The sequence below is a fragment of the Amycolatopsis sp. AA4 genome, assembly GCF_002796545.1.
In the GTDB taxonomy this organism is placed as follows: domain Bacteria; phylum Actinomycetota; class Actinomycetes; order Mycobacteriales; family Pseudonocardiaceae; genus Amycolatopsis.
Window position 1 is genome coordinate 3,857,024 of sequence record NZ_CP024894.1, and the last position, 19,630, is coordinate 3,876,653.

Annotated in this window: 20 protein-coding genes; 9 read left to right on the forward strand and 11 right to left on the reverse strand. The window is 70.6% G+C overall.

The features are described 5' to 3' along the window. Positions 1–329 precede the first annotated feature (329 nt). On the forward strand, positions 330–1,718 hold the full coding sequence (locus CU254_RS17990; protein ID WP_050788215.1) for an NlpC/P60 family protein: 1,389 nt from the start codon (positions 330–332) through the stop codon (positions 1,716–1,718). A 118-nt stretch (positions 1,719–1,836) separates the two neighbouring features. On the opposite strand, the gene CU254_RS17995 is transcribed toward CU254_RS17990, so the two are convergent. Continuing rightward, positions 1,837–2,631: a GNAT family N-acetyltransferase gene (locus CU254_RS17995; RefSeq protein ID WP_009078094.1), complete on the reverse strand. Its 795-nt coding sequence runs from the start codon at positions 2,629–2,631 to the stop codon at positions 1,837–1,839. Between the two features lie 65 nt (positions 2,632–2,696). Between CU254_RS17995 and CU254_RS18000 the strand changes: the two genes are divergently transcribed. The 4 genes from CU254_RS18000 (at position 2,697) to CU254_RS18015 (ending at position 6,413) form a co-directional block, all read left to right on the forward strand. Then, positions 2,697–3,251: a molybdenum cofactor guanylyltransferase gene (locus CU254_RS18000; protein WP_009078095.1), complete on the forward strand. Its 555-nt coding sequence runs from the start codon at positions 2,697–2,699 to the stop codon at positions 3,249–3,251. Between the two features lie 112 nt (positions 3,252–3,363). Further along, a complete protein-coding gene (locus CU254_RS18005; protein WP_037714042.1) occupies positions 3,364–4,428 on the forward strand; it encodes a MoxR family ATPase in 1,065 nt (354 codons plus the stop codon). Between the two features lie 76 nt (positions 4,429–4,504). Continuing rightward, positions 4,505–5,386 carry a DUF58 domain-containing protein gene (locus CU254_RS18010; RefSeq protein ID WP_234392877.1) on the forward strand — a complete coding sequence of 294 codons (882 nt, stop codon included), beginning with the start codon at positions 4,505–4,507 and terminating at the stop codon, positions 5,384–5,386. 46 nt (positions 5,387–5,432) lie between these two features. Further along, positions 5,433–6,413: a VWA domain-containing protein gene (locus CU254_RS18015; protein ID WP_009078098.1), complete on the forward strand. Its 981-nt coding sequence runs from the start codon at positions 5,433–5,435 to the stop codon at positions 6,411–6,413. Here the strand turns inward: CU254_RS18015 and CU254_RS18020 are convergent. Next, on the reverse strand, positions 6,379–7,233 hold the full coding sequence (locus tag CU254_RS18020; protein WP_037717438.1) for an AraC family transcriptional regulator: 855 nt from the start codon (positions 7,231–7,233) through the stop codon (positions 6,379–6,381). The two genes, CU254_RS18015 and CU254_RS18020, sit on opposite strands and share 35 nt — an antisense overlap. 114 nt (positions 7,234–7,347) lie before the next feature. Between CU254_RS18020 and CU254_RS18025 the strand changes: the two genes are divergently transcribed. After that, on the forward strand, positions 7,348–8,142 hold the full coding sequence (locus tag CU254_RS18025) for an alpha/beta fold hydrolase (protein ID WP_009078099.1): 795 nt from the start codon (positions 7,348–7,350) through the stop codon (positions 8,140–8,142). On the opposite strand, the gene CU254_RS18030 is transcribed toward CU254_RS18025, so the two are convergent. Genes CU254_RS18030 through CU254_RS18055 form a run of 6 tightly spaced genes read right to left on the reverse strand, consistent with a single transcriptional unit; the run spans position 8,129 to position 13,365 of the window. Further along, positions 8,129–8,590 (reverse strand): tRNA (cytidine(34)-2'-O)-methyltransferase, encoded by a 462-nt coding sequence (locus CU254_RS18030; protein ID WP_009078101.1) that lies wholly within the window; start codon positions 8,588–8,590, stop codon positions 8,129–8,131. The two genes, CU254_RS18025 and CU254_RS18030, sit on opposite strands and share 14 nt — an antisense overlap. Continuing rightward, entirely contained in the window at positions 8,590–9,015 is a 426-nt protein-coding gene (locus CU254_RS18035) for a thioesterase family protein (RefSeq protein ID WP_009078102.1), read from the reverse strand. Before CU254_RS18035 ends, CU254_RS18030 begins: the two co-directional genes overlap by 1 nt. Positions 9,016–9,031: 16 nt before the next feature. Then, the gene (locus CU254_RS18040; RefSeq protein ID WP_009078104.1) at positions 9,032–9,973 is read right to left on the reverse strand and encodes a TAXI family TRAP transporter solute-binding subunit; all 942 of its coding nucleotides are present in this window, start codon (positions 9,971–9,973) and stop codon (positions 9,032–9,034) included. Next, positions 9,970–11,358: a HAMP domain-containing sensor histidine kinase gene (locus CU254_RS18045; RefSeq protein WP_009078105.1), complete on the reverse strand. Its 1,389-nt coding sequence runs from the start codon at positions 11,356–11,358 to the stop codon at positions 9,970–9,972. Before CU254_RS18045 ends, CU254_RS18040 begins: the two co-directional genes overlap by 4 nt. A gap of 4 nt (positions 11,359–11,362) precedes the next feature. Further along, a complete protein-coding gene (locus CU254_RS18050; protein ID WP_037714048.1) occupies positions 11,363–12,028 on the reverse strand; it encodes a response regulator transcription factor in 666 nt (221 codons plus the stop codon). Between the two features lie 14 nt (positions 12,029–12,042). Continuing rightward, complete coding sequence (locus CU254_RS18055) at positions 12,043–13,365, reverse strand: MFS transporter (protein ID WP_009078107.1); 1,323 nt, start codon at positions 13,363–13,365, stop codon at positions 12,043–12,045. A gap of 167 nt (positions 13,366–13,532) precedes the next feature. On the opposite strand from CU254_RS18055, the gene fabG reads away from it, so the two are divergent. Then, a complete protein-coding gene (gene fabG, locus CU254_RS18060) occupies positions 13,533–14,237 on the forward strand; it encodes a beta-ketoacyl-ACP reductase (RefSeq protein WP_009078108.1) in 705 nt (234 codons plus the stop codon). Positions 14,238–14,277: 40 nt separating this feature from the next. Further along, positions 14,278–15,045, forward strand: a complete 768-nt coding sequence (gene fabI, locus CU254_RS18065; RefSeq protein WP_009078109.1) for an enoyl-ACP reductase FabI — start codon at positions 14,278–14,280, stop codon at positions 15,043–15,045. Between the two features lie 51 nt (positions 15,046–15,096). On the opposite strand, the gene CU254_RS18070 is transcribed toward fabI, so the two are convergent. Together CU254_RS18070 and CU254_RS18075 are read right to left on the reverse strand one after the other, a co-directional pair. Further along, positions 15,097–16,266: a Cmx/CmrA family chloramphenicol efflux MFS transporter gene (locus tag CU254_RS18070; protein WP_037714050.1), complete on the reverse strand. Its 1,170-nt coding sequence runs from the start codon at positions 16,264–16,266 to the stop codon at positions 15,097–15,099. 434 nt (positions 16,267–16,700) lie between these two features. Then, a complete protein-coding gene (locus CU254_RS18075) occupies positions 16,701–17,285 on the reverse strand; it encodes a TetR/AcrR family transcriptional regulator (RefSeq protein ID WP_009078112.1) in 585 nt (194 codons plus the stop codon). 88 nt (positions 17,286–17,373) lie between these two features. Here CU254_RS18075 and CU254_RS18080 point away from each other — a divergent pair, with 88 nt between their 5' ends. Next, complete coding sequence (locus tag CU254_RS18080) at positions 17,374–18,417, forward strand: ferrochelatase (RefSeq protein WP_009078114.1); 1,044 nt, start codon at positions 17,374–17,376, stop codon at positions 18,415–18,417. A gap of 377 nt (positions 18,418–18,794) precedes the next feature. Here the strand turns inward: CU254_RS18080 and CU254_RS18085 are convergent, their stop codons facing one another. Beyond that, entirely contained in the window at positions 18,795–19,592 is a 798-nt protein-coding gene (locus tag CU254_RS18085; RefSeq protein WP_037714053.1) for a hypothetical protein, read from the reverse strand. Positions 19,593–19,630: the final 38 nt, after the last annotated feature.

The window sequence follows — 19,630 nt, forward strand, 5'->3', positions numbered from 1 at the left end:
CAGCCGGCGTTTCCTCCCGGGTCAGTTCGGTGTCGTTCTCCGGGTCGTCGGGTCGACCCAGGCGAGTCTTGCGCACCCCCACCGTAGAACCGGAACCGGGAGGGCACACCTCGTCCGTCGCCCCAAACAGTACGCGTGTCCTGTATTTCGTTCAAGACGACACGCGGAGTGACGTGCGCCATCCGGACACGCCGTCCCGCCAGGTCCCCCGAACAGGGGAAATGATCTCCGCGGTGTGTAAGTTCTTCCTGAGGCTTGTGATAGTGGTGTGACTGCAGTGGTACGCGGTGTGCCCGTAACGCGGCAGCCAGTGAGCGGAGGTGGCGGGCGTGAGGGTCCGGCGGGGACGGTCCGGGACGGCGGACGCGCTGGTGCGCGGCGCGGGAGCCCGGCGAGGCCTGACGGTCGCGGCCGTCGCCCTGGCGGCGCTGCTCGGCGCGACGGGCACGGGGCTCGCGGTGCCCCCGCCGCCGCCGAACCCGAGCGATTCGGCGATCGACTCGGCCAAGGGCGACGCCAGCGCGAAGGCGGGCGAGGTCGGCCGGCTCACGAACCAGCTCGCCCAGGCCGAGCAGAAGCTGAGCGCGCTGCAGGACGACGTCGAGCTGAAGCAGGAACAGGCCATGAAGGCCCTGGTCGACCTGCAGACGGCGCAGGACGAGGCGACCCAGGCGCAGAACGACGCGAAGTCCGCGCGCCAGGAGGCGGACGCGGCGGTCGGCGCGATCGAGAAGGCTCGCGAGGACGCGAAGAAGTTCGCCGCCGCCAGCTTCGAGCAGGGCAGCACGATCGGGTCGATCTCGGCGTACCTGACCTCGGACAGCCCGAAGGACCTGCTCGCCCGCGCCCAGCTGCTCAACGCCATCGGCGGGTCGCGGCTCAACGCGATGGACCGGCTCCAGCAGGCGCAGACCGACAAGGCCAACAAGGACTCGGCCGCGCGCAAGGCGCTCGAGCTCGCGCAGCAGAAGCAGGACGCGGCCACCCGGGCGAAGGGCACCGCGGACGCCGCGCAGTCCGCCGCCGTGGCCGCGCAGCAGGCCCAGGCCTCGCAGAACACGCAGCTGGAGGCCAGCAAGAACTCCGTCGAGCAGCAGCTGTACGCGGCGCAGGCGAAGGTCAACGGGCTGCAGGGGCAGCGCCAGCGCTACCAGGACTGGCTCGCGCAGAAGCAGCGCGAGGACGAGGAGCGCGCCCGGCAGGCGGCGCTGCGGGCAGCCGCGGCGAACAACAACAACGACGGTGGCGACGACGACAACGGCGGCGGCAGCCGCGGCCGTCCGTCCCCGGCGGCGGGCAGCTCGATCGAGGCCGTGATCGCGCGGGCGCTGTCCAAAGTGGGCATGCCGTACGCGTGGGGCGGCGGCAACGGCAGCGGCCCGACCCGCGGCATCCGCGACGGCGGCGTGGCCGACAGCTACGGCGACTACCGCAAGATCGGCTTCGACTGCTCCGGCCTGATGATCTACGCCTTCGCCGGCGTCCAGGGCCTGTCGCACTACAGCGGCTACCAGTACAACTCCGGCCGCCATGTGCCGCTGTCGCAGATGCGCCGCGGCGACATGCTCTTCTGGGGCGGTTCGGGCGGCATCCACCACGTCGCGCTGTACCTGGGCAACGGGCAGATGGTGGAGGCCCCGCAGTCGGGTTCGTACGTGCGCGTGGTCCCGGTCCGCTACGGCGGGATCATGCCGTACGCGACTCGCCTCATCGGCTGAGCGGGCACCCACACGTACGGGGCGGCGGTGAAGCCGAGCCGTTCTGGTGACGCGGGGTGCGACGAACCCGCAGTCGGCCTCGGCGGCTACGCGGGTGGCGGGCCGTGGGTGTCGTGCTTTAGCGGCTCAGGGGGCTCCACACGTACGGGGTCGTTTCGGTGACGGCGGTAAAGCCGAGCCGTTCGAGGATCGGGCGGCTGGTGGGCAGGGCGTCGACCTGCAGATAGGCCACGCCGCGGGCGCGGGCTGTGCCGACGCGGTGTGCGACGAGGGCGCGGTAGAGGCCTCGGCCGCGCCATTCGGGGAGGGTCGCGCCGCCCCACAGCCCGGCGAATCCGGTGCCGGGAACCAACTCCAGCCGGGACGCGGCGACGAACCGGCCGTCCGCTTCGGCGACGACGTGCGTCGTGGTTCCGGAATCGGCGCGGGCCCGGGCGAGCAGATCGGCGGCCACCGCGGCCTCGTCGTGGCCGAACACCGAGGCCGACAGGGTCGCGATCCGCAGCAGGTCGTCGTCGCCGGCTGCCTCTCGCACGACGACGTCGGTGGACGGCGGGGCCGAGGCGGCGACCGCGTCGAGCGGCGCGATCAGGACGGTTTCAGTCTCCTCCGGGACGAATCCGGCGGCGAGCAACCGTTCCGGCAGCTGCACGGGACGGTCGTGGCTGCGCGTCTTCCACTCGAACTCCTCGCCGCGCGCGGCGAAGAACGCGCGCTGCCGGGCGATCAGCTCGTCGAGCGCCGAGCCGGTCACGCCGAGGTCGGGCGGGCCGGAGACAAACCCGCGGCGGCCGCCGGTGAGGCGCGCGAGCGGGCCGTCGACAGTCAGTTCTTGGCCAGGTTCAGCCTGGCTCAGTTCGGCTTGGCGGACTTCGCGGTCGTAAGCGGCGAGCAGCCGCGCGGCGTCAGGCACGACGGCAACCTAACGCGGGCGACCCCGGAGCGCGCGCGGGTTTCCGCGGCGGGCACGCTGGGGCGATGACTGAACGCCGGTTCGCCGGGATCGTGCTCGCCGGCGGGTCCGCGCGCCGATTGTCCGGAGTGGACAAGCCGGAGCTGCGCGTCGGCGGGATCTCCTTGCTGGGCCGGGCCGTCGAGGCGCTGGCGGGAGCGGACCCGGTCGTGGTGTGCGGTCCGCGGCGGCCGGGATACGACACGGTTGTCTGGACGCGCGAGGCCGTCCCCGGCGCGGGGCCGGTCGCGGCGCTGGCGGCGGGGCTGGAAGCAGTGGGGGACGCCGAACTCGTCGTGCTGCTCGCCGCTGATCTCCCGGGCATCCGGCGCTCCACTGTGGACCGGCTGCGGTCCACAGTGGTCGATACAGACGGTGCCGTGCTCGTCGATGCGACAGGGGAGCGGCAATGGCTGGTGAGCGCTTGGCGCACGGCGGCGTTGCGCGGGGCGATGCCGGAGCGTCCGGAAAACGCGTCGCTGCGTCGGACGCTCGGCGGATTGCGGATCGCGGAAGTCCCCGCGGAGCCGGGCGAGAGCGACGACATCGACACGCCGGAGGACCTGGAAAAGCACCGCTGACAGGGGCTTCACAGCTGTCACACCGGCGATGCGATTGGCTACCGTCGCGGGAAGTTCTCGACCCAGTAGGGTCGCGGGCGAGCACGCAGACGCGGAAACCCCTGGAGGAAGAGTGACCGAGCCCGGCTACGCCGAGGGAGCGAACGGGCAGCAGCCCGGCACCCCGGCGCGGGACGCCCAGCTGCTGGAACGCACCGTGTTCGAGGTGAAGCGCGTCATCGTCGGGCAGGACCGGCTGGTGGAGCGCATGCTCGTCGGGCTGCTGGCGAAGGGGCACCTGCTGCTCGAAGGCGTGCCCGGGGTCGCGAAGACGCTGGCGGTCGAGACGTTCGCGCGCGTCGTGGGCGGTTCTTTCTCCCGCGTGCAGTTCACTCCCGACCTGGTGCCCGCCGACATCCTCGGCACGCGCATCTACCGCCAGGGCGCCGAGCGCTTCGACGTCGAGCTGGGCCCGGTCGTGGCGAACTTCGTGCTCGCCGACGAGATCAACCGCGCCCCGGCGAAGGTGCAGTCGGCGATGCTCGAGGTGATGGCCGAGCGGCACGTGTCGATCGGCGGCAAGACCTTCCCGATGCCCGATCCGTTCCTCGTGCTGGCCACGCAGAACCCGATCGAGAACGAGGGCGTCTACCCGCTGCCGGAAGCCCAGCGCGACCGGTTCCTGTTCAAGATCCTGGTCGAGTACCCCTCCGCCGAGGAGGAGCGCGAGATCATCTACCGGATGGGCGTCACGCCGCCGGAACCGCACGAGGTGCTGAGCCCGGCGGAGCTGGTGCGGCTGCAGGGCGTCGCGTCGCAGGTGTTCGTGCACCACGCGCTGGTCGACTACGTCGTGCGGCTCGTGCTCACCACGCGCACCCCGAACGACCACGGGCTTTCCGACGTCGCGGGCTGGGTGTCCTACGGGGCCTCGCCGCGCGCGAGCCTCGGCATCATCGCCGCGGCGCGGGCGCTGGCGCTCGTGCGCGGCCGCGACTACGTGCTCCCGCAGGACGTCGTCGACGTCGTGCCGGACGTGCTGCGGCACCGCCTCGTGCTGTCCTACGACGCGCTGGCCGACGGCGTCCCGGTGGACCACATCGTCACCCGCGTGCTGCAGACCGTGCCGCTGCCGCAGGTTTCGGCCCGGCCGCAGGGCGGCGCCGGCCCCGTGCCGGCGGGCGCGCCCGTCAGGTAACGGCGTGGCTGGCACCTCCTCGAAAGACCCGGGCGGACGGCCCGGCTGGGCCCCGCCGATCCTGCGCGGCGAGCGGATGGAAGCGGGGCTGCGCACCCTCGAACTCGAGGTGCGCCGCCGCCTCGACGGACTGCTCCAGGGCAACCACCTCGGGCTCGTCCCGGGCCCGGGGTCCGAGCCCGGCGAAGCCCGGCCGTACCAGCCCGGCGACGACGTGCGCCGGATGGACTGGGCGGTCACCGCGCGCACGACGACGCCGCACATCCGCGAGACGGTCGCCGACCGCGAGCTGGAGACGTGGGTCGTCGCGGACATGTCGGCGAGCCTCGACTTCGGCACCGCGCTGTGCGAGAAACGCGACCTGGTCGTCTGCGCGACCGCGGCGGTCGCGCACCTGACCGGCGGCGGCGGGAACCGCATCGGCGCGCTCGTGTCCAACGGCGAGGGCATCACCCGGCTCCCCGCGCGCGGTGGGCTTCCGCACGCCCGCGGCCTGGTGCGGCGGCTCGCCGAGACGCCCCGTGCCCCCGAGGGCGTCCGCGGCGATTTGGCCGGTGCGCTGGAAAAGCTGCGCCGTCCGCCGCGGCGGCGCGGTCTCGCGGTGGTGCTGTCCGACTTCCTCGGCCCGATGGACTGGGAGCGCCCGCTGCGCGCGCTCGCCGGGCGGCACGAGCTGATCGCGATCGAGATCATCGACCCGCGCGACGTGGACCTGCCGGACGTCGGCACCGTCGTGCTGGCCGACCCGGAGACCGGACGGCAGCGCGAGGTGCACGCTTCGGCGTTGCTGCGCAAGGAATTCGGCGCGGCGGCGAACGCGCACCGGCAGGCGGTCGCGGCCGCGCTGCGCCGGGCCGGGGCGGCGCATCTGGTGCTGCGCACCGATTCCGACTGGATCGCGGACATGGTGCGGTTCGTGGTCGCCCGCAAGCGCCGCTGGTCGGGAGGGGTCGCGTGAGCACGCCCGCGACCGCCGCCCGGACGACCGGTAAGGAGGCGACGGCATGAGCCTCGCCGGATTCAGTTCCCCGTGGTGGTTCCTGCTGCTGATCGCGGTCGCCGCGGTGGCGGCCGCGTACGTGCTGTCGCAGCGGCAGCGCCGCCGCCGGGTGATGCGGTTCGCGAACCTCGAACTGCTGGAGAAGGTCGCGCCCAAGGCGCAGGGCTGGATCCGGCACGTGCCCGCGGTGCTGATCGTGCTGTCGCTGCTGTTCCTGACGGTTTCGCTGGCCGGTCCGACGGCCGAGCAGAAGGTCCCGCGCAACCGGGCGACGGTCATGCTGGTGATCGACGTGTCGCTGTCGATGGAAGCCACCGACGTCGCCCCGACGCGGCTGAAGGCGGCTCAGGACGCGGCGAAACAGTTCGCGCAGAACATGACGCCGGGCGTCAACCTGGGCCTGATCTCCTTCGCCGGAACCGCGACCGTGCTGGTCAACCCCACCACGGACCGGGCGGGCGTGACGAAGGCGATCGACAACCTCAAGCTCGCGCAGTCCACCGCCACCGGCGAAGGCATTTACGCGGCGATGCAGTCGATCCAGAGCTTCTCGGCGGTGGTCGGCGGCGCGGACGGGCCGCCGCCCGCGCGGATCGTGCTGATGAGCGACGGCAAGCAGACGGTGCCGGAAGACCTGTACGCCCCCCGCGGCGCGTACACGGCGGCGCAGGCGGCGAAGCAGGCGCAGATGCCGATCTCGTCGATTTCGTTCGGCACCGAGCACGGGTCGGTCGACATCGAGGGCAAACAGCAGGACGTCCGCGTGGACGACGAGTCGCTGCGCGAGATCGCCCGGCTGTCCGGAGGAGAGTTCTACAAGGCAGCGAGCGCGGACGAGCTGAAACGCGTGTACGCCGACTTGGGGGAGCAGATCGGGTACGAGCTGAAGAACGCGGACGCGAGCAAGCCGTGGGTGGTGCTGGGGACGATCATCCTCATGGCCGGGGCGGCTACCGCGCTGGTGTTCGGCCAGAGATTGCCGTAACAGGCTCGGCGGCCTGCCACGCGCCCGGCCGCACCCCGGTTGCCTTGCGGAAGAACACCGAGAAGTTGGACGCGTCGGGAAAGCCGAGCGTGCGGGCGCAGGCGGCCGCGGTGAGCCGGTCGTGCGCGAGGAGCCGTTTGGCTTCCAGGACGATCCGGTCGACGACGTATGCCTTCGCGGTGCGTCCGGTGGCCTGCTGCACGGCCCTGGTGAGGGTGCGGGGCGAGTAACCGAGCGTCCAGGCGTAGTAGCCGGCGTCGTGATGTTCCCGGAAATGCGCTTCGACGCTGGACTGGAACCGCCGGAACACCGGATTGACCGGCCGGGCTTCGGCAGGGCGGGGTCGGAGCCGGGCGAGGAGCGCGGAGAGCAGGATCTCGGGCAGCTCTGCCGGGATGTCACCGGGCGGCGCGGATGTTTCGAGGACGAGATGGTCGCGCGCGGCGGCGACGAACGGCCAGTCCGCGGCGGGAATGGCCCAGCGCGCGGCCAGGTCCGGGGACGCGGCGAGTTCCCGGGTGGCGCGGGTGACCGGCGCGGTCGGCACGAACAGCACGACCTGTCCCGTCACGTCGGCGATGTCGTCCCACCGGTGCACTGCTCCAGGCGCGACCCACACCGCGGATCGCTCCTGGAGCGGGTGCTGGAGGAAGTCCACGGTGACGGAACCGTGTCCGGCATCGACTACGGCGAGGACGTGGAAGTCGGCACGCTGGGTCCCGCCGTCGTTCAGCTCGCGAAGGCGGTCGAACGTCATCGTCTCGACACTGGCGGCGCGCCGCCCGGCGGGCTGGTAGGTCATCTGCCGGATCCCGGTCACCTGTCCAGTTTTCACCATGAGCCGACCAGTCCTGCCGATGCCCCGGCGTCGCGGAAGGGATTCCATGGAGGCATCGGAAAACCCTGCCGCACACCACTGATCGAAAGGGCCACTATGACCACGACGCAACAGCAGCTACTGCCCGCTTACGACCATCGGCCGGGGACCGGGCCGACCCTGGTGTTCCTGCACTACTGGGGCGGCTCCGCCCGCACCTGGGACCTCGTCGTAGACCGTCTCGCGGGACGCGACATGCTCACTGTCGACTTCCGCGGCTGGAGCCGCTCGAAGCACCTGGCGGGCCCTTACACTCTTCGCCAGCTCGCGGACGACACGCTCGCCGTGATCGCCGATGCGGGCGTCACCGACTACGTCCTCGTCGGACATTCCATGGGCGGCAAGGTCGCGCAACTCGTCGCGGCGGCCCGGCCCGACGGACTCCGCGGAATCGTTCTCGTCGGCCCCGCCCCGGCGAAGCCCGCCGCCGAGGTCACTCCCACGTACCGGGAAGGCCTTTCCCATGCCTACGACTCCGCCGAGTCCGTCGCCAGCGCACGGGAGCACATCCTGACCGCGACCGAGCTGTCCGAGCCGGTCAAGGCGCAGATCGCGACCGACTCGCGGGCCAGTGCCGACGCCGCGCGCACGGAGTGGCCGCTGCGCGGCATCGCGGAGGACATCAGCGAACACACCCGCAGGATCAGCGTCCCCGCCCTCGTGGTCGCCGGAGAGAACGACCAGGTCGAGCCGGTCGACATCCTCGTCGACAACCTGGTGCCCTACCTTTCCGGAGCGAACCTCGCGGTGCTTCCGAAAACCGGCCACCTGATCCCGCTGGAAGCTCCGGCGGAACTCGCCGACGCGATCACGGCCTTCGCACCTGCCGCCGGATCAGCTACGGCGTCGTGAAGCCGTTCTGCCGCCAGCCCTCGTAGACGGCGATGGCGGCCGTGTTCGCGAGGTTCAGCGACCGGTTGTTCGGCAGCATCGGCAACCGCAGCCGGTCGGTGACCTCCGCGGCCCGCTGAACCTCGTCCGGCAGCCCGGCGGATTCCGGCCCGAACATCAGCACATCGCCGGGTGCGTAAGAAACATCGGTGTACAGCCGGGTCGCGGTCGCGCTGAACGCATACACCTTCGCGGGCAGGAGGACTTGCCACGCCGCGGCCAGATCAGCGTGCACGTGGACCCGCGCGAGGTCGTGGTAATCCAGCCCGGCCCGGCGGAGCTGCTTGTCCTCCAAGGTGAATCCCAGCGGCTCGACCAGGTGCAGCTCGCATCCGGTGTTCGCGGCCAGCCGGATCGCGTTGCCGGTGTTGGGCGGGATTTCGGGGCGGTAGAAGAGAACTCGGAACATCACGCCGCCTCGGGAAGGTACTTGGCGTAGGCCGCGCGCACCTCCGGCGGCGGCTCCGCCTTGCGGTAATTGGCGGTGTCCACGAACACGTACCGCAGTCGGATCTCGGTCGTCACCGTGCCGTCGCGGCGGATTTCCTGCTCGAACTGCATCGACGTGGTGCCCTGGTGCACGAGGTACACGGCGACCACCAGTTCGTCGTCGTAACGGCAGGGCGCGATATACCGCAGATGCGACTCGGCGACCACCAGGTCGACCCCGGTGGCGAGCAGCCCGTCGTGCGAACCGAACAGTGCTCTCTCCACCTCGAACGCCGCCATGTCCGCGTAGGCCAGGTAATGCGCGTTGAAGACGATCCCCTGGCCGTCGCATTCGTGATAGCGCACGCGGAGGGGCATTTCGACGAGAGGTCGGCGTTCGGTCACCCGACCAATCTAGCGATCAGCCGTGCAGGGCGCGGTAGGTGTCGGCCGCCCCCGGGTGCAGCGGGACGGGGTGGGTGCCGATCAGGGTGCGCACGTCGAGGAACTGCGTCCCGACAGCTTGCGCGGGCACGAGTTCGGCGGCTCGTTCAACGAGTACCCGCACCACAGCGGCAGCGACGTCGAACGGCAGCTTAGGCGAGCAGACCAAGAGGTTCGCCACCCCGATCGTCCCGAGCGCGCCCACCCCGCGGTAGGCCCCGGCAGGCACCTGCACCTGCTCGTACAGCGGCCCGTACGCCTTGCGCAGCTGCGGGAGCACCGACGCGAGCGGGATGAGCGAGAGCGGCGTCGTGCGGTTGAGGTCGGCGAGTGCGGGGGTCGGGATGCCGCCGGACCAGAGGAACGCGTCGATCCGGCGGTCGTGCAGGGCGGCGACCGCGTCGTTCAGCGGCAGGTGCTGGGCTTGGACCGGGATGTTGCTCGCGGCGAAGACCCGTTCGCCCAGCTGCGCGGCACCGGACCGGCTCGCGCCGACTGAGATCGGGCGGCCGGCCAGGGAACGCAGGTCGGTGAGGCGGTCCTCGGCGCGGACGACCAGCTGCAGATAGTTCTCGTAGACGCGGCCGAGTGCTTGCAGCGGAACGGGTTTCCCGAACGGTGTGCCGCCGGTAATGGCGGATTGCGCGACGTCCGCGAGGGCCAGGCCGAAGTCGGCCGTTCCGTCTTGGACGCGTTGCACGTTCTCGACGCTCGCCTCGGTGGGGAGCGCGCTGCAGTGCAAGCGCGGTTCAGCGCGCGACACCTCGGCGGCCAGAACTTCCGCGAAGGCCAGATAGAACCCGCCGGGTTCGCCGGACGCGATGGTGATCTTCCGCTCCGGGCCGCGGTAAGTGTCGTCGCAGGCGGCGAGCGTCAGGGCGAGGCCGCCGAGGAGGGCGGCGCGGCGGGTGACTGTCATGGGGTCACCGCCGCGGGCAGCGTGATCCGGACTTGCAAGCCGTGCGGTTCGACCGCGCGCAGCTCCAGAACCCCGCCCCGGGCACGGGTTTGCTCGCGGGCGATGGCCAAGCCGAGGCCGGTCCCGCGCGGTGCGCCGTCGCCGCCCGCGCGCCAGAATCGTTCGGTGGCCCGGGCGAGGTCCTCCGGCGGGAGACCGGGACCGTCGTCGGTGACGATCAGCGTGACACTGTCCGGAGTGGACTCCCAAGCGGCGGTGATGGTCGCTCCCTGACCGGCGTGGTGGACGGCGTTGTCCAGCAGGACATCGAGAATCTGCGCCAGTTCGCTCTCCGGCGTGTGCACCAGCAGCGGCTCAGTATGCCCCTCGCACGGCACGAGGGTCGCGCCGGCTTCGTCGGCGGACAACCGCCAAGCGTCGACCCGTTCCGCTACGACCGCGGCCAGGTCGGCGGGCTCGTCATCAGCGCGCGCGGCCAGCCGGGTCGCGGTGCTTTCCGCGGTGGCCAGCGCGAGCAGGCCGTCGAGAATGCGTTCCAGCCGTTCGACTTCCGCCACCGTCGCCTCGTACGCCGGGCGGTTTTCGACCTCGGTGCCGAGCAGTTCGAGCCGGAGCCGCAGCGCGGCCATCGGGTTCCGCAGCTGGTGCGAGGTGTCCGCGACGAGCCGCTGCTGCTGGTTCGCCGATTCGACCACGGCGTCGGACATCCGGTTCACCGACGCGGCGAGCGACCGCAGCTCGCGCGGCCCGGACCGTTCCGGCACCTGCGCCCGGCGTCCGCCCGCCACGGCCAGCACGCCGGTTTCCAGCTCCACCAGCGGCCGCACCATCCACCGCGACAGCAGGACCGCGAGCAGCACGAACAGCGCCGCGACCACCATCGCCCCGGTCGCGATCGCGCTCCACGCCGCGCCGACGTCGGCCGCCGCGGCGGTCACCGACGCGCGCAGCAGGACCACGCCGGAGACGCGCGTCCCGGTGCCGACCGGGCGCGCGAACAGCACCGGAGCGTCCGACCACGGCCGGATCCGCTCGACCGGCGAGTCCGGCTGGTTCCGCAGCGTCGCCTCGATGAGGGCCCGCGCGGCCGGATCGCTGCTGGTCAGCCCGCCGGTTTCGACGAGCGGCCGCCGCTGCGCGTCGACGATCAGCACGCCTTCGCTGTATAACGACGAATACTGCCGCGCGTCGGCGTTCAACGCGGTCGCGTCGCCGGAATCGACCGCCTGTTGCGCGAGCACCACGAAGCGGTCGACGTCGCTGCTGCGAGAAATCACCAATTGCTGGGTCCGCTGGTCGGCGGTCGCGGACAGGAGAGGGACGGCGAATGCCGCCACGACGGCGAGCGCGAGCGTGACCAGGACGGCCAGCAGGCGAGTGCGCACCGGGTCAGCCCCGGCCGAGCCGGTAGCCGAAGCCGCGGATCGTGGTGAGCAGGCCGGGCCGGTCGAGCTTCGCGCGCAGCTGGGTCATGTGGACGTCGAGCGAGCGCGAAACCGCGAGGTACGCGTCGCCCCACACCTCGTCCATCAGCTGCTGGCGGCTCACCGCGGTGCCGGGCCGCGCGGCGAGCACCGCCAGCACGGCGAATTCCTTGGTGGTCAGCCCGATGTCCCGGCCGCCGGCCACGACGCGGCGGGCGGCCAGGTCGATCTCGACGTCCTCGATCCGCACCACCGGGTCTTTCGGGGCGGGGGAGGAGCTGCCCGCGCGCCGCGCCACGGCGTCCATCCGGGCCAGCAGTTCGGCCATCCGCACCGGTTTCGCCAGGTAGTCGTCCGCGCCGAAGCGCAGCGCCCGGACCACCGAGCGCTCGTCGTCGCGCGCGGTCAGCACGATCACCGGCACCGGCGACACCTGCCGGATCTTGCGCAGGACGTCGAGCCCGTCGAGATCCGGCAGGCCGAGGTCGAGCAGCAGCAGGTCCGCGTCCCGGTGCCGGGTGAGGGCGTCCGAGCCGCGGCCGACCGACGAGACGGAGTGGCCGTGCGCTTGCAGCGTTTCGGCGAGTGCCCGGGCGACCCCGGTGTCGTCCTCGACGAGCAGCACGCGCACGGCCGTCCTCCTGATCAGTCCTCGCCGCGTTCGAGAGCGGACGAACGCGAAGTTTCCCGCATTGTCGCGTACACGACGAGCGACACGAGGACGCAGCCCGCGACGTACCAGAAGAAGAGCGATTCGTGCCCCGCCTTCTTCAGCGCCTGGGCGATCAGCTCTGCGGTCCCGCCGAAGATCGCGACGGTGAGCGCGTAGGGCAGGCCGACGCCGATCGCGCGGATCCGGGTCGGGAACAGCTCGGCCTTCACGATCGCGTTGATCGAGGTGTAGCCGGTCACGATCACCAGCGCGCCGAGCAGCAGCAGGAATGCGAGGAACGGCTGGCTGGTGCGCGCCATCAGCGTCATGATCGGCACGGTCAGCAGGGTGCCCGCGATCCCGAAGAACATCAGCAGCTTCCGGCGGCCGATCCGGTCCGACAGCCGTCCGGCCAGCGGCTGCAGGATCGCGAAGACCAGCAGCGCGAGGAACATGATCACGGTGACCGTGCGCCGCGGGATGTGCGCGGTGTTCTCCAGGAACTTCTGCGTGTAGGTCGCGTAGGTGTAGAACGCGACCGTGCCGCCGAGCGTCAGGCCGACGACCAGCAGGATCTCGCGCGGGTACTTCACGAGCTGGCGCAGCGTCCCGCGCTCGCCCTTGCCGGTTTCCGCGCCCTCGGTCACCCGCTGGTAGCTCTCCGACTCGTCCATCGACCGCCGCAGCGCCATCACGATCACCGCCGCGAGCGCGCCGACAACGAACGCGATCCGCCAGCCCCAATCGCCCATCTGCTTGTCGGTGAGCACGCTCTGCAGGATCAGCTGCAGCCCCAGCGCCAGCAGCTGCCCGCCGACGAGCGTCACGTACTGGAAGCTGGAGTAGAAGCCGCGCTTGCCGGGAGTGGCCACTTCGGACAGGTACGTCGCCGAGGTGGAGTATTCGCCGCCGACCGAAAGCCCTTGCAGCAGCCGGGAAAACACCAGCAGGATCGGCGCCGCGATGCCGATCGTCGAGTAGCCCGGCGTCACCGCGATGAGCAGCGAACCGGCCGCCATCATCGAAACCGAGAGCACGAGCGCGGAACGGCGTCCGTAGCGGTCGGCGAACCGGCCGAGCAGCCAGCCGCCGAGCGGGCGCATGAGGAATCCGACGGCGAAGACCGCCGCGGTGTTGAGGAACTGCGCGGTGGCGTCGCCGCCGGGGAAGAACGCCTTCGCGAAATAGACGGTGAACGCGGAATAGGCGTACCAGTCGTACCACTCGACGAGATTGCCGATCGAGCCGCGCAGCACGTTGCCGACCACGCGCCGCTCGTCCCGCGCCGAGCCGGCGTCCTGGATCCGGGTAGTCATCCTTGACCTCCTGTGTCGCGACTCACGGTGACCAACCGGGCAGTAACCATCAAGGTCGAGACGCGGTTCCTTACCGTCGCTTAGGACGGGAGTGCCGGATGCGCCGCCGGTCAGCCCAGCCGATAGCCTCAGGCGGGCGCAACCGCGAAGACGACGAGGAGAACGCAGTGGGACGGTCGGTCTTGGTCACCGGCGGCAACCGTGGGATCGGGCTGGCGATCGCCCGCGACCTCGCGGAGCAGGGCCACCGGGTCGCGGTGACGCACCGCGGGTCCGGCGCGCCGGAGGGGCTGTTCGGCGTGCAGGCCGACGTCACCGACGCCGAGCAGGTGGACACGGCGTTCAAGCTCGTGGAGGAGCACCAGGGTCCGGTCGAGGTCCTGGTGTCCAACGCCGGGCTCACCGACGACACGCTGCTCATGCGGATGTCGGAGGAGCAGTTCGAGCGCGTGCTGAACGCGAACCTCACCGGAGCGTTCCGCGTCGCCAAGCGGGCCTCGCGCGGCATGCTGCGCGCCCGCTGGGGCCGGTTCGTGTTCATCTCGTCCGTGGTGGGCCTTTCCGGCTCGGCCGGGCAGGCGAACTACGCCGCCTCGAAGGCGGGCCTGGTCGGCTTCGCGCGTTCGCTCGCGCGGGAGCTGGGCTCGCGCAACATCACCGCGAACGTGGTGGCTCCCGGTTTCGTGCACACCGACATGACCGACGCGCTCAGCGAGGAGCGGCGCAAGGAGATCCTCGCCAACGTCCCGTCCGGCCGCTACGCCGAACCGGCCGAGATCGCCGCCGCGGTCCGGTACCTGTCCTCGGACGAGGCGGGCTACGTCAACGGCGCGGTGCTGCCCGTCGACGGCGGCCTCGGCCTCGGCCACTGACTCTTTTCCCGAGAAGACCACCCACGACCTGGAGGACGTGTTGCCCGGATTGCTCGAAGGCAAGCGGCTGCTGATCACCGGCGTCATCACCGACGCCTCGCTCGCGTTCCACGCGGCCCGCATCGCCCAGCAGGAGGGCGCGAAGGTCGTGCTCACCGGCTTCGGACGGCTGTCGCTGGTGGAGCGCATCGCCAAGCGGCTGCCCGAGCCCGCCCCGGTGCTGGAACTGGACGTCACGAACCAGGAGCACCTCGACTCGCTGGCCGACCGCGTCCGCGAGCACGTCGACGGCCTCGACGGCGTCCTGCACTCGATCGGCTTCGCGCCGCAGAGCTGCCTCGGCGCGCCGTTCCTGGACGCGCCCAGCGACGACGTGAAGGTCGCGGTGGACGTCTCGGCGTTCTCGTTCAAGTCGCTCGCCGTCGCCACGCTGCCGCTGCTCGGCCGCGGAGCCTCGATCGTCGGCATGGACTTCGACGCGCGCGTCGCGTGGCCGGTCTACAACTGGATGGGCGTCGCGAAGGCCGCGCTCGAGTCGGTGAACCGGTACCTGGCCAAGGAACTCGGCCCGCAGGGCATCCGGGTCAACCTCGTCAGCGCCGGCCCGATGAAGACCATGGCCGCCAAGTCGATCCCCGGCTTCGGCGAACTCGAAGGCGGCTGGGACGGCCGCGCGCCGCTCGGCTGGGACTCCGCGGACCCGGAGCCGACCGCCAAGACGGTGTGCGCGGTGCTGTCGGACTGGCTGCCCGCGACCACTGGTTCGATGATCATGGTCGACGGCGGGGTGCACGCGCTCGGCATCTGAGCTGGTTTGGCGATGGCCCCGCGGGAGTGTTTCCCGCGGGGCCATTCCCTTTTAGACAGTCGCCAGTTCTGGTGTGTTGTCGCGATGGTGCAGGCGCAGCGCGTACGTGAGAGCGGCCAGCGCGAGTGCTCCGAGTGCGACGCTCACCCAGGCGACGCTGGAGAAGCCGAGCCCGGCGCTGATCGTCGTGCCGCCGAGCCAGGGGCCGACGGTGTTTCCTACGTTGAAGGCGGACGTCGTGCTTGCGCCGACGAGTGTGGAGGTGCCGCCTGCCTCGGCGTAGGCGCGCACGTTGAGCGCTGGGTTCGCGGCGAATCCCGCTGCGCCGAGGACGAGTACTGCGGCCACTGCGACGACTGGGTTGGTGGCGAAGGCGAGAGCGACGAGGGCGGCGACGGCGATGCCGAGGCTGCCGTAGAGCGTTGCGAACGGGTAGGCGTCGGCTAGTTTGCCGCCCGCGAAAATGCCGATTACCGCGCCGCCGCCGAAGAGCGAGAGCACTACTGGGACGGCGGATTCGGGCAGTCCGGCGACGGAGACCAGCAAGGGCGCGAGGTAGCTGAACGTCGCGAAGACCATTGCTTGCAGGAGTGCGATCACGCCTAGCGCGAGCCACAGTCGGCTGCGGCGGAACACGCGCAGTTCTTCGGCGATTCGAGGTGCTTCGGTTTGCTTTGTGGTGCGCGGGACTGAGAGCAGGACGGCGAGGGCGGCTACGACGGTCAGTGCGGCTACTGCCCAGAAGGCGCTTCGCCAGCCTGCGTGCTGGCCGAGGAGGGTTCCTGCTGGGACGCCTACGACGTTCGCGATGGTGAGGCCGCCGACCAGGACTGCGAGGGCTTGGCCGCGGCGGGCTTCCGGGACGAGGTTGACGGTGGTTGCGGCGGCTACTGCCCAGAATCCGGCGCAGGCGATCGCGCTGATGATGCGGGTGGCGAAGAGGATGGCGTAACCGTCTGCGGTGGCGGCGATCAGGTGTGCTGCGGCGAAGACGATGAGGAGGCCTAGGAGGGTGGTTCGGCGGGGGAGTCGGAGGGTGGTGATGGCCAGGAGCGGGGCGCCGACGACCATGCCGATGGCGAAGGCGGAGATCAGGAGGCCTGCGTCGGGGATGGTGACGTGCAGGTCGGAGGCCATGCCGGGGAGGAGGCCGGTGATCATGAACTCGGAGGTGCCCAGCGCGAAGATGCTGAGGCCGAGCACGAAGACGGCTAGGGGCACGAGGGGGCTCTCTTTCTGGAATCGGTAGTACAGAATGGGGGTGAGGGCGGCGGTGGCCTCGTTTTGGGCTTGGGGTTCGGCTCGTCGCCCTGGCGGGCGACATTGCCGTCCCCTGGTTGCGTGGGGCACCCCGAATTTTCATTGTGCTGACGGTCGGTAGGTGCTTGTCAAGGCGGGAAAGATGCCTTGACAAGCACCTACCGACCGCAGGGCGGCTTTGTATCGGGGTTGGGGGAGGGGCTGGGTGCCCCCGGAGTTGGGTGCGTCGGCGGCGGTGTTTTTGGGGTGGGGCTTGCGCCCCAATGTGGCATTGGGTGCGTGTGGCGCACCCAATGTGGCGTTCGTTGCGTGGGATGCACCCAATGCCGCATTGGGTGCATTCGCGTGAGTGGGGAGAGGGCTAAAGGTGGCTTCGGGTGCTGGCGGCTCGGTGGTTAACGCCTGGCGACTGCGCTTGCCGCGATTTCCGCTACTGAGGTCAGTGCCTCGCGTTCCGCGCCGCGTCTGGACATGGTTCGGAGTCCGGAGATGGTGGCGTGGATGAAGTTCGCGATGTCGGCGGCGTCGCGGTCGCGGGTGACGCTGCCGTCTGCCTGTCCGGTGCGGGCGAAGTGCACCAAGGCTGACAGGTGTGCTTCCGTGTCCGCGTTTACTTGCGCCGCGAATTCCGGGTCTGTGGTGCCGAATTCGGCGATCGTGTTCACCATCAGGCAACCGCGTCTGCCGTTTTCCAGTTCGTCGTCGATGGTGGAAGTGAGGAGCAGGCGGATGGCGCCCAGTCCGTCTGGGGCGCTGTCCATTAAGGATTCCCGCAGTCGGATGCCGCGGTGGGAGTAGTGGTCCAGTACGCGCCGGAACAGTTCGTGTTTGCTGGAGAACGTGTTGTAGATGCTGCTGCGACCTAGTCCGGTGGCGGCGCAGAGTTCCTCGGTCGAGGTCGCTTCGTATCCTCGCGCCCAGAAGGCATTCATGGCACCTTCGAGCGCTTCGGTCTCGTCGAACTCTCGTGGCCTCGGCATGTCCACCACGCTAACACATTTTAGATAGGTCAGTACACAACTGGGCCGCCGAGGCGTGCGGAGCGCCACAGGGGCAGGATGGAGCACCGTGGGTTACGACGCGTTGCTATGGCTTTCGTTCGGCGGTCCGGAGGGGCCCGACGAGGTGATGCCGTTCCTGGAGAACGTCACCCGGGGCCGGGGAGTGCCGCGGGAGCGGTTGCTCGAGGTTGCTGAGCACTACCAGCACTTCGGCGGGGTCTCGCCGATCAACCGGCTCAACCGGGCCGCGATCGCGGCGGTCGAGAAGCAGTTCGCGGCGGAGAACATCGAGCTTCCGGTGCACTTCGGCAACCGCAACTGGGCGCCGATGGTCGAGGACACTTTGGCCGGGATGAAGGACGCGGGCGTCCGCCGAGCGCTGGTGTTCCCGACGAGCGCGTACGGCGGCTACTCCGCGTGCCGCCAGTACGATGAGGACATCGAACGGGCCCGCGCCGCCGTCGGCGAAGGTGCGCCGGAATTGGTGAAGCTGCGCCAATTCTTCGACCACCCGCTGTTCGTCGCCGCAGTAGCCGACGCAGTCCGCGCAGCCCACGCGAAACTCGGCGACCGCGCCGGCACCCGTACGGTTTTCACCGCTCACTCGATCCCGGAAAGCGCCGACCTGGCCTCCGGCCCCCCTTCCGAGGGCGGCCGCCGCTACTCGAACCAGATCGCCGAAGCCGCGCGCCTCGTTGCTGCCGAAGCAGGAATCGCCGAGTACGACGTCGTCTGGCAGTCGCGCTCCGGTCCGCCGCAGATCCCGTGGCTGGAACCGGACATCGTCGACCACATCGACGCCCTGCACGCCCAGGGGGTGGACTCCGTGGTGGTCAGCCCGATCGGCTTCGTCGCCGACCACCTGGAAGTAATCTGGGACCTGGACAACGAGGCAGCAGACCGAGCCGCCGAACACGGCATGGCCTTCGCCCGCGCCGCCACGCCGGACGCCGACCCGAGGTTCGCGGAAATGGTGGTGGAACTGGTCCGCGAACACCTGGACGATGCCCCCGCCCGGAAACTCTCCCCGTTCCCCGCGGCAGGCTGCACCGTCAACGGCGCCCCCTGCGCAGTCGCCTGCTGCGAACCCCCTCGCCGCCCCACCCGCTGACCTTCGTCACGCCACACGCGCCGCCCGGATAGCGCCCCAATGCCACATTGGGTGCGTCAGACGCACCGAACGCCACATTGGGTGCGTCACATGCACCCAATGCCACATTGGGGCGCTACCCGCACACCGCGCTCCCCACAGCAACCACCCACCCAAACCGCGCAACAAACCGCAGCCGATGCTCCCAACCGCCGGGGGCACCCAGCCCCTCCCCAACCCCGATACAAAGCCGCCCTGCGGTTCGGGGGTGCTTGTCAAGGCATCTTTCCCGCCTTGACAAGCACCCCCGAACCGTCAGCACAATCAAGCTTCGGGGTGCCCCACGCAACCAGGGGACGGCAATGTCGCCCGCCAGGGCGACGAGCCGCCAGGCCCCCTCAAACCTGCCGATCCCCCTGCTCAGCAAAAACCCGAACCGCCTCATTGACGGACGCAGTCCGAGCCCCCCGAACCGCCTCCGCCAACGGCCGCAACGCCTCCGCCCGCCGGTTCACCGCCGAAGCCGACAACGCCCCACCGGGATCATCCGCCTGCGCAACCGCCAGAATCGCCGAAATCTCCTCCGCCCGCTGCAGAACCCGCAACGCCCGCCCAGGGGTCCCTGCAGGCCATTCCACCTGAGGCCGGGCCCGCAAATGCGCCGACAACTCGGCCCGCACCCCAGGCCGGTCGCTCGCCACGTCCAACGCCTGCAACGCCCCCGCACTGGCCCGGATAGCGTCCGTCAACCCGTGCTCAGCATCCGGCAGCGGCTGATACTCCAACGCAACCGGCGCGGGCAGCGAATACACCGTCCACCGCATCAACCCCTCGGCGATCGGCTCCGGCACCAGCCCGAACCCGAGCCCGCCGAGCACCACCGCCTCGCCGCACCGCAACGCCGCCTCGGCGAACGGCCCGCCGCCGCCAAGACCCCGCACATCGCCTGGAACCGGCAGCACGAGCTGAACACTGACCGCTCCCTGCGCCCGCAACGCGAGCAGCAGCTGCACGGGAGTGGCCGCCCGGTGAAAGGCGAGCGGGAGATCGAACGCGTCGGCCGCGGCGGGATCGGCCGCGACCACGTCGTGGGCCTCGGCCCAGTCCTGCAGGGCGTCGAGGACGTCGTCGGACGCCGCGGCCCCGTTCAGCCACGCGGAGGACCAGACGGCGAGGGTCGCACTGGGTCGGCACACGACTGCTCATTTTACCGGTTCCTCCCGCCTCCGCCGAT

Excerpts from the sequence above, each read along its gene's own strand:
- CU254_RS18000 (WP_009078095.1), top strand. The coding sequence starts at position 2,697 with ATGACTGAACGCCGGTTCGCCGGGATCGTGCTCGCCGGCGGGTCCGCG.
- CU254_RS18010 (WP_234392877.1), top strand. The coding sequence starts at position 4,505 with ATGGAAGCGGGGCTGCGCACCCTCGAACTCGAGGTGCGCCGCCGCCTC.
- CU254_RS18015 (WP_009078098.1), top strand. The coding sequence starts at position 5,433 with ATGAGCCTCGCCGGATTCAGTTCCCCGTGGTGGTTCCTGCTGCTGATC.
- CU254_RS18025 (WP_009078099.1), top strand. The coding sequence starts at position 7,348 with ATGACCACGACGCAACAGCAGCTACTGCCCGCTTACGACCATCGGCCG.
- CU254_RS18030 (WP_009078101.1), bottom strand. The coding sequence starts at position 8,590 with ATGTTCCGAGTTCTCTTCTACCGCCCCGAAATCCCGCCCAACACCGGC.
- CU254_RS18040 (WP_009078104.1), bottom strand. The coding sequence starts at position 9,973 with ATGACAGTCACCCGCCGCGCCGCCCTCCTCGGCGGCCTCGCCCTGACG.
- CU254_RS18055 (WP_009078107.1), bottom strand. The coding sequence starts at position 13,365 with ATGACTACCCGGATCCAGGACGCCGGCTCGGCGCGGGACGAGCGGCGC.
- CU254_RS18075 (WP_009078112.1), bottom strand. The coding sequence starts at position 17,285 with ATGCCGAGGCCACGAGAGTTCGACGAGACCGAAGCGCTCGAAGGTGCC.